Annotated in this window: 7 protein-coding genes; 4 read left to right on the top strand and 3 right to left on the bottom strand. The window is 45.6% G+C overall.

Annotated elements, in window-relative coordinates; genetic code table 11:
- Positions 1-204: 204 nt before the first annotated feature.
- The gene (locus H5073_RS04940) at positions 205-1,140 is read right to left on the bottom strand and encodes a DUF368 domain-containing protein (protein ID WP_182677556.1); all 936 of its coding nucleotides are present in this window, start codon (positions 1,138-1,140) and stop codon (positions 205-207) included.
- 206 nt (positions 1,141-1,346) lie between these two features.
- Between H5073_RS04940 and H5073_RS04935 the strand changes: the two genes are divergently transcribed.
- Entirely contained in the window at positions 1,347-1,823 is a 477-nt protein-coding gene (locus H5073_RS04935) for a hotdog fold domain-containing protein (protein WP_182677554.1), read from the top strand.
- An 814-nt stretch (positions 1,824-2,637) separates the two neighbouring features.
- On the opposite strand, the gene H5073_RS04930 is transcribed toward H5073_RS04935, so the two are convergent.
- Both H5073_RS04930 and H5073_RS04925 read right to left on the bottom strand, forming a co-directional pair.
- Positions 2,638-3,411: an NERD domain-containing protein gene (locus H5073_RS04930; RefSeq protein WP_310734226.1), complete on the bottom strand. Its 774-nt coding sequence runs from the start codon at positions 3,409-3,411 to the stop codon at positions 2,638-2,640.
- A gap of 41 nt (positions 3,412-3,452) precedes the next feature.
- A complete protein-coding gene (locus H5073_RS04925) occupies positions 3,453-4,121 on the bottom strand; it encodes a glutathione S-transferase (protein WP_182677552.1) in 669 nt (222 codons plus the stop codon).
- A 267-nt stretch (positions 4,122-4,388) separates the two neighbouring features.
- Here H5073_RS04925 and H5073_RS04920 point away from each other — a divergent pair, with 267 nt between their 5' ends.
- The 3 genes from H5073_RS04920 to H5073_RS04910 all read left to right on the top strand — a co-directional run bounded on the left by H5073_RS04920 (position 4,389) and on the right by H5073_RS04910 (position 8,458).
- Positions 4,389-4,979: a cold shock and DUF1294 domain-containing protein gene (locus H5073_RS04920; protein WP_182677550.1), complete on the top strand. Its 591-nt coding sequence runs from the start codon at positions 4,389-4,391 to the stop codon at positions 4,977-4,979.
- 77 nt (positions 4,980-5,056) lie between these two features.
- Positions 5,057-5,518: a DNA polymerase III subunit chi gene (locus H5073_RS04915; protein ID WP_182677548.1), complete on the top strand. Its 462-nt coding sequence runs from the start codon at positions 5,057-5,059 to the stop codon at positions 5,516-5,518.
- Between the two features lie 33 nt (positions 5,519-5,551).
- Positions 5,552-8,458: a valine--tRNA ligase gene (locus tag H5073_RS04910; RefSeq protein ID WP_182677546.1), complete on the top strand. Its 2,907-nt coding sequence runs from the start codon at positions 5,552-5,554 to the stop codon at positions 8,456-8,458.
- Positions 8,459-8,557: the final 99 nt, after the last annotated feature.

The following is an 8,557-nucleotide window of genomic DNA, read 5'->3' as shown; positions in this document are numbered from 1 at the left end:
ACACCTCAAGCCCAGTCGTGATATAACAAGTGTTAATCGTTAATTTTTCTCATCTATTTAAGCTGGAATTATTTAGCCCATGCCCAATCCCACCCAGCGCGCGACTAAGCTGTTTACTAGTTTAGTGAACAATACGATTAACGCGCCAAAATAGATCACAAGTTTTAGATTTATTTGAATTTTTAAGGCTATGAGTCCAAAGAATTAATCGTGAGTTGTGGTGTTAAGCCCGTGAGCGGCAAACTTCTCTAGCCCCCAGACTAGACCAATGCCAAAAACGAGACTCACTACCGCGACGCCTAATAAGGCTGGCTGGCCTGTTACCTGCTCAAAAGCCATTGGCGACAAGTTCTGCTCCAGTAAAGGCACTTGCTCACCATGGGAGTTAGTGCGCCACGTCAATACTTGCTTCCAAGGCCAAATTTTGCCTAAGGTGCCGAGCATTAATCCAGTCAAAAAAACTAAAGTAGCATCGTGAAATTTACGCAGCAATGCAGATAACACGTGGCTAAAGCTTAATAGCCCTAACAAGGCCCCAAAGGCAAAGCAGGCTAAGAAATCGATTTGAAAACCTTTTGCCGCCGCCAAAACCGCAGGATATAACCCAAGTAGCAGTAAGATAAAACTGCCTGAAATACCCGGTAATATCATGGCGCAAATGGCAATGGCGCCAGCAAAGAAGAAGCTTAAGTAGCTCACTTGCAGTTCAATGGGGTGCAGCACTGTAATCACCCAAGCAAAAGCCACACCTAGAATAAATAACCCCAGTCTGCCCCAAGTAAAGCCTTGCACTTGCTTAAGCATGTGAGCCACAGAGAATAAGATAAGCCCAAAGAAAAATGACCACACAGGGATGGGATGAGTTAGCAATAACCAAGAAATCAACTTAGCTAAAGTAAAAATACTGGTCAGTATGCCGCCAAAAACCGCCACTAAAAACGGGCCGTTAATGTCCATAAACGCCGCTTTCACGCCTTTTTGCCTGATAACCCCAATTAAACTTGGGTTTATTCTGCGTATACCATCGAGTAAAGGGTCTAAAATTCCGGTAATAAAGGCGATAGTGCCACCAGAGACACCAGGCACAACATCGGCAGCGCCCATGGCAAGGCCTTTAAAATAACTGAGCAAATAATTCAACGCAAATCCTTAATCGACTGAAAGCAGACGCGAATTATACATGCTTAGCTTTTCATAGTGCAGTGCTGCTTTGGGTATATTTTCACCCTGGCTGACTTTACTTCCTGCCCTATACAAAAACCGTTGCATTAATGTTAAGCTCACAGCAAATCGCCTCATCAGACCAGTTAAGCTCTCGATGGGTTACAACAAAAATAAGGATTGATATGTCAGATAATAAGCCGAACAAAGTCATGGCACTGTACAACAAGGTCACGCGCCTGCCTTTTGGTAAGCGCATTTTCTCGTTAATGGTTTCTCGTATGGCGCCCTACTTTGCCACTGTGAAACCTCAAGTGACGGTTCTTAGTCTTAACCGCTGTGAACTCATGATCAAAAAGCGCAAAAGAGTGCAAAACCATATAGGCACTGTGCACGTTATCGCCATTTGCAATGGCTTGGAAATGGCCATGGGCGCGATGGCTGAAGCATCAATCCCAAAGCATTTACGCTGGATCCCAAAAGGCATGTCAGTTGATTACACCGCTAAAGCCGGCAGCGACATCCGCTGCGTAGCCCAAGTGACCCCAGAGCAATGGCAAGAAGGCGACATGTTAGTCGACGTCAAAGCCTATGACAGCAATGACGTGGTCGTCGTTCAAGGCACCATCAAATTGTGGATTTCACTAAAGCCAACTAAGTAATTTGCCGAAGCCATATTAGATTAAGAATTTAAATCAAGAGTTATCAATAGCTTTTGATTTAAACTGAAGTTCGGCGTTTAGCCTGATTTGAAGGATTCTACAAACCTAGTGATGGTGTTACATAGCCAGTACAGGCTTGCCATGGCATTTACTTGTCGACACACCGTGAACTCATCCATGAGGGCTCGAACATCCCGTCCATGGGATGGACGGTCGTCTCGCAAATCGCCATGGTTCACCTTTTTAGCATTCGCGGAATCTGTTAGCTCTTAAAATCTAGCCCAATGCCTATGTTAAACCTAACAGTACACTCCCAGGTTGCACCAATTACCCTCGAAGTTACCGACGACTGCATGGATGCAGGAGATAGAACGAAGCAGGATGCCCGAGTCGAAATAAGATGATTAAAATACCGTGTAACCATCAGGGCCACTCTCATCCATCCTTGGATTACATGGCATTCAGGCTCAAATGGTTAAGGCTCGTGGGGCACATGGATGTGCCGTCGAGCCGTTAGGTATTTTTGGTGTTGGATGAGGCTTCTCGAAATCAAGAGTAACTTCGTCGGGGCGGCATGGAGGGCGATCCAAGAAGGAGGGTTTGCTGTTGAACTTTCCCCCTTGGTCGGGTGTGGGTAGAAGACCCACGACTTTGATCCAAGCGAAGCTTGGACATCTTAAATGCTTGCTAAAATTAACCGCCCAAACACTCTTTTTGGTATAAATAACTTACGCACTCTGGCGCATTTTTAGATGTGAATCTACGATATGCGATCCAAGATTGCATAAAGGCCGACAACATAGAGTGGCGATTGTTAGTTACATTTTTCCACAATCCTGCATTTGGGAAAGTTTGAGCAGCCCCAAAATTTAGAGCCCAGATGTTGGCCTTTTTTGGCTTCTCGTAACACCATGCCAGAACCACATTTTGTGCAGCGCTTTTCGTTAGTTTTTTGCTTAATAATTTCTCTTACATGCGTTTTATGAGCTTGGTTTGTTGAGAATCCCCGCTCTAAACGACCTGATTCGATATTTTTGATGGTCCCTAAAACTTGCTGTTGATCCAGTAGCGCTACTGAATGAGAGCGAATGTATGATAAGCAACCGCTTGCATAGGTTACATTCTCTGGCATAGCGGTTTTAAATTCGCTGTCACCGATAAATACAACCACTGAAAATAGTGCATCTATATTGATGTTAAGCTGCGCTTCTAGTGTTTTTAGATGCTTATAATTTTGATGGATTGGATTTTGAAATTTAGATGAGTATTTAAATATTTTTTGTGTCCACAGCTTCTGGTTAGCAGAGCCAAAAATCCACCCTTTCATATTTTTTGTTTCAACAATGAACACTCCAAATTTCGATACGACGATATGATCAATTTGAGTTGTTCCATCTTCTGTTGGCAAAGTTACATTTTTAATCAGGTGATACTCACCTTGCGGTAGCCGTTTGAGTATCAAATTGACCTGGAATTCACCGAAAACGCCTTTAAACCAAGACGTTTTGATTATGAAGGTCAATATAATCACAGGGAATATATACCAAACCTGTAGCGCCGCGTTCATCACTATTGCGATTAAATCCACTGATATATCCTTATACAAAGCTATTGCTCCCAACCTATCTTCTAGGTTCTATCACCAAAAACAACCTCTTGTTTTGCATCTAACCACAGCGGATGCTGCTCCATTACCTTGCTGAACATTCGGCTCTGCAAGTAACCATTAAGCCAGTGGCGTAATTTGGGATAGGGAGCTTGCAAATACCATTGTCGCTCCACTCGGGCAAACTGACGAATAAAAGGCATTAGTGCCAAATCGACTAAGCTGGGCTTATCTGAGATCAAATATTGATGCTGACACAGACGCAATTCGAGATCGGTAAGGTAGCGCTCACATTGCTGCCTATCTGTAATGAGTGATGGCTCATGGTAACGCTTAGAGCAGCGATATTTCTCTAAATGCCCTTTGAACTCATGATCAAATATCTCAATCACAGCTAACATTTCGGCCAAGGCATTTGGCGCTTTACTATCAAGGTAATCGTCAGGATCGCTTTGCGAGAAAGCCCACTGCATGATGGCAAGGCTTTCATCGATGACCTGATTACTTGCAGTGACTAACACAGGGACCGTGCCTTTTGGCGACACTGCAAGCATCTCGGCGGGTTTATTACTTAGCACTAAGTCCCGCAGCTGCACTTGCTGCTTAGCTGCATAAATGGCCAATCTCGCCCGCATCGCGTAGGGGCAATTTCTTAAGGAATAAAACACAGGTAATGCTATGATTTGGTTCATTGTTATTCCATTAGCTTAATTCAAAAATAGCCATCATTCACTTTAACCATATTGATGAGTCAATCTACGCCTAGCTTTTTAGTGATGCAACGGATTACTACAGCAACTGACTAGCTCCTTAGCACGACTAAGCGCCCTAGAATGATTGGCGGCCTTAGAAAAACTTGAATATAAAATCACTTCATTTGTGTGAAAAATTCATTACAATCTTAACTCGATGTAAAGTTTTACCGCTTAATATGACAAACAACACGCAAGGGAATGGCAATGAGGGTGAAAGGTAAATTACTACGCTGGGATGATGATAAAGGCTTTGGCTTTATTCGCCCCAATCTCACAGGCCCCGAGGTATTTTTACACATAAATTCGTTACGCAATGCCAGCCGTCGTCCCAAAGAAGGCGATGTTATCACCTATGCTCTCGTAGCTGATAAACAGGGGCGAGCCACCGCCAGCAACGCCACTTTAACCGGTGATAAGCTTAAAGGAAAACAAGGCGCTAAAAGAAGTAACCGCCGACTTCCCTATGCTGTTATGGTTAGCTTCACTTTATCGTTACTCGCTTTAAAGCTCAGCAATTATATCTCACTCCTCTTGTTACTCGCCTACCTTGGCTTAAGCCTATTCACCTTCTTGATTTATGCACTGGATAAGATAGCTGCAAGAAAAAATCGTTGGCGCACGCCTGAAAGCAGCTTACATCTTTTAAGCTTAATAGGAGGCTGGCCTGGGGCCATTTTAGCCCAGCAATGGCTTAGGCATAAATCCATCAAACAGCCCTTTCGCGGTATTTTTTGGCTGACGATTATCATCAATATCGCAGCGCTTGCGTATGCCATTAACCTAGGAATGGCCTAAATCCAGCCCCATGACTCTACGCGCCCTTTAGTGTAAACTGACGGGCATTATTATTAGCCAATTAATGCAGCTAAATCATGACTCAAGCCCTGTTCTATCTTATGCCAGAAAGCCCCTCTCCTGAGCATGAATCAATGCCTGCATTAGAAGCGGTTTATCTGGCAGCTTGCCGTCTTGCTGAGCGAGCTTACCGCCAGCAGCAAGCCGTCTATATCCACTGCCAAGATAAACAACAAGCCTACGCCATTGATGAACTATTGTGGCAATTTGACCCCAGCGCCTTTGTGCCTCACAACCTCAAAGGTGAAGGCCCAATGACAGGTGCGCCGGTTGAAATTGGTTTTGATAAGCTTGGGCCCAATAAAACTCGCCAAGTTCTGATTAATCTTGCAGACCAGATGCCCAGTTTTGCGGTAAACTTGCCCCATATTATCGATTTTGTCGCTAATGATGATGAACTTAAGCGCATTGCTCGCAATCGCTATCGCCAATACCAGAGCGCTGGCATCAGCATAAGCACACAGGCATTAGCCATATAAACACTTAATTTAGATAGAGAATATAACGCTCCCATGGAAAAAACATACAACCCAAAGTCTATCGAACAAGCCCTTTACCAGAACTGGGAAGAGCAAGGTTACTTCAAGCCCCATGGCGATGAATCAAAAGGCAATTATTGCATCATGATCCCGCCGCCGAACGTTACCGGTAGCTTACACATGGGCCATGCCTTCCAAGACACCATAATGGATACTTTAACCCGCTATCAGCGCATGAAGGGCAAAAACACCCTGTGGCAAGTGGGCACGGATCACGCGGGTATCGCTACCCAAATGTTGGTTGAGCGCAAACTTGAAGCCGAAGAAGGTAAAACTCGTCACGACTTAGGCCGCGATGCCTTTATCGATAAAGTGTGGGACTGGAAAGCACAATCTGGCGGCACTATCACCAAACAGCTTCGCCGTATGGGCGCCTCAGTCGATTGGGACAGAGAGCGTTTCACCATGGACGAAGGCTTGTCTAAAGCCGTTCAAGAAGTGTTTGTACGCCTTTATGACGATGAACTCATTTACCGTGGTAAGCGCCTAGTTAACTGGGATCCAAAGCTTCATACCGCGATTTCAGACTTGGAAGTTGAAAACAAAGAGAAGCAAGGCCACATGTGGCACTTTCGCTATCCTTTGGCAGAAGGCGCATTAACTAGCGACGGTAAAGACTATTTAGAAGTGGCCACCACTCGCCCTGAAACCATGCTAGGTGACAGCGCAGTGGCAGTTCACCCAGATGATGAGCGTTACCAGTCACTCATTGGCAAATTCATTCTGTTGCCCATCGTTAATCGTTTAATCCCTATTGTGGCCGACGATTATGTCGACATGGCATTTGGCACAGGTTGTGTGAAAATCACCCCTGCCCATGACTTTAACGACTATGAAGTCGGTAAGCGTCATCAATTGCCTATGTACAATATCTTCACGCTAGATGCCGCTGTACGCAGTTTCGTTGAAGTCATCAACACAGATGGCACCCCAAATAAAGACGTTGAACTTGCCCTACCTGAGCGTTACGTTGGCCTTGACAGATTTAAAGCCCGTGATGCCATAGTCGCTGAATTTGAGACCTTAGGTCTACTTGGCAAAATCGATCCCCACGGCTTAAAAGTGCCCTATGGCGATCGCTCAGGGGTGGTGATTGAGCCATTACTGACAGATCAGTGGTACGTTGCGGTTCAGTCTATGGCCAAAACCGCCATCGAAGCCGTTGAAACCGGTGAAATTAAGTTTGTGCCCCAGCAATACGAGAACATGTATTTCTCCTGGATGCGCGACATTAACGATTGGTGTATTTCACGCCAGTTGTGGTGGGGACACCGCATCCCAGCTTGGTACGATGAAAACGGTAAAGTCTACGTTGGCCGCAATGAAGATGAAGTGCGCGCTAAGCATAAGCTTGCAGACTCAAGCGTACTGCGCCAAGACGATGACGTATTAGATACTTGGTTTAGCTCAGCCCTGTGGACCTTCTCAACTTTAGGCTGGCCTGACAACTTAGAAGACCTAAAAACTTTCCACCCAACTGACGTGTTGGTGACAGGTTTTGATATCATTTTCTTCTGGGTTGCGCGGATGATCATGATGACCATGCATTTCATCAAGGATGAAAATGGCAAGCCGCAAGTGCCTTTCAAAACCGTGTACGTCACAGGGCTAATTCGTGATGAAGCCGGCAACAAGATGTCAAAATCTAAAGGCAACGTGCTTGATCCACTAGACATGATTGACGGTATCGAGCTTGAAACCTTAGTGACTAAGCGCACTGGCAACATGATGCAGCCGCAACTTGCCGCTAAAATTGAAAAGAGCACCCGCAAAGAATTTAGCGAAGGCATTGAAGCCCACGGCACAGATGCACTGCGCTTTACCTTAGCCGCTATGGCATCAACGGGCCGCGACATCAACTGGGACATGAAGCGTCTCGATGGTTACCGCAGTTTTTGTAACAAACTCTGGAACGCCTCACGCTATGTGTTAATGAACACAGAAGTGCAAAGCGATCCTGAAAGCAATGAAGCGGGCGAGCCGTTAGATTGCGGTCAACTCTTGGTTGATGGCAAACCTGGCGCCATGGAATTGTCACTCGCGGATCGCTGGATCATCGGTTTATTTAACCAAACCGTGAAAACCTTCGACGATCACATGGCTGCTTACCGTTTCGACTTAGCCGCTAACACTTTATACGAGTTCACTTGGAACCAATTCTGTGACTGGTATTTAGAGCTAACAAAGCCGGTAATGCAACATGGCAGCGAAGCACAGATGCGTGGCACTCGCCATACGCTAGTTACTGTGCTTGAGAAGATGCAGCGTTTGATGCACCCCATCATGCCTTACATTACTGAAACCATTTGGCAGCGTGTTAAGCCACTCGCAGGTGTAACTGGCGATACCTTGATGCTGGCCGAGTTCCCAAGCTATCAAGCTGAGCTTGTGGACAAGGATGCCATGGCCGATCTTGAGTGGGTGAAGCAAGTGATTGTGGCCGTGCGTAATATTCGCGCCGAGCTTAACATCGCTCCTTCTAAGCCACTTAATGCCCTAGTGCGCGGCGTGAGCTATCAAGACCGTATTCGTCTTGAAGCCAACCAAGCCTTCTTTGCAAGTCTTGCGAAATTGGAAACCATCACCATCCTTAGCGAAGGTGAAACTGCGCCCATGTCGACCACTCAATTTATTGGCAACATGGAGCTGCTTATTCCACTGGCCGGCTTAATCGATGTGAGCGCCGAAATGGCCCGTATCGACAAGCAACTAGAGAAGCTAGCCCAAGAAATTGCTCGCATCGAAGGCAAATTATCCAATGAAGGTTTTGTGGCCAAAGCCCCTGCCGCCGTTATCGATAAAGAACGCGCCAAGATGACTGACTTAAGCCGTGACATTGAAAAATTGAACGAGCAGAAAATCGAGCTTGCCAAGATTTAATCTTGCAAGGTACATTAATTTAGACAGCATTGTTGTCTAAGCACACGAAAGGCCAGCTTAACTAAGCTGGCCTTTTTTATTAATTTAAAACGAGTGAAC

It is taken from the genome of Shewanella sp. SR44-3 (assembly GCF_014163735.1).
GTDB lineage: Bacteria > Pseudomonadota > Gammaproteobacteria > Enterobacterales > Shewanellaceae > Shewanella.
Note: the sequence above shows the minus strand (reverse complement) of the source record. Positions and strands in the feature narration are given on the sequence as shown.

Excerpts from the sequence above, each read along its gene's own strand:
- H5073_RS04935 (WP_182677554.1), top strand. The coding sequence starts at position 1,347 with ATGTCAGATAATAAGCCGAACAAAGTCATGGCACTGTACAACAAGGTC.
- H5073_RS04925 (WP_182677552.1), bottom strand. The coding sequence starts at position 4,121 with ATGAACCAAATCATAGCATTACCTGTGTTTTATTCCTTAAGAAATTGC.
- H5073_RS04920 (WP_182677550.1), top strand. The coding sequence starts at position 4,389 with ATGAGGGTGAAAGGTAAATTACTACGCTGGGATGATGATAAAGGCTTT.
- H5073_RS04915 (WP_182677548.1), top strand. The coding sequence starts at position 5,057 with ATGACTCAAGCCCTGTTCTATCTTATGCCAGAAAGCCCCTCTCCTGAG.
- H5073_RS04910 (WP_182677546.1), top strand. The coding sequence starts at position 5,552 with ATGGAAAAAACATACAACCCAAAGTCTATCGAACAAGCCCTTTACCAG.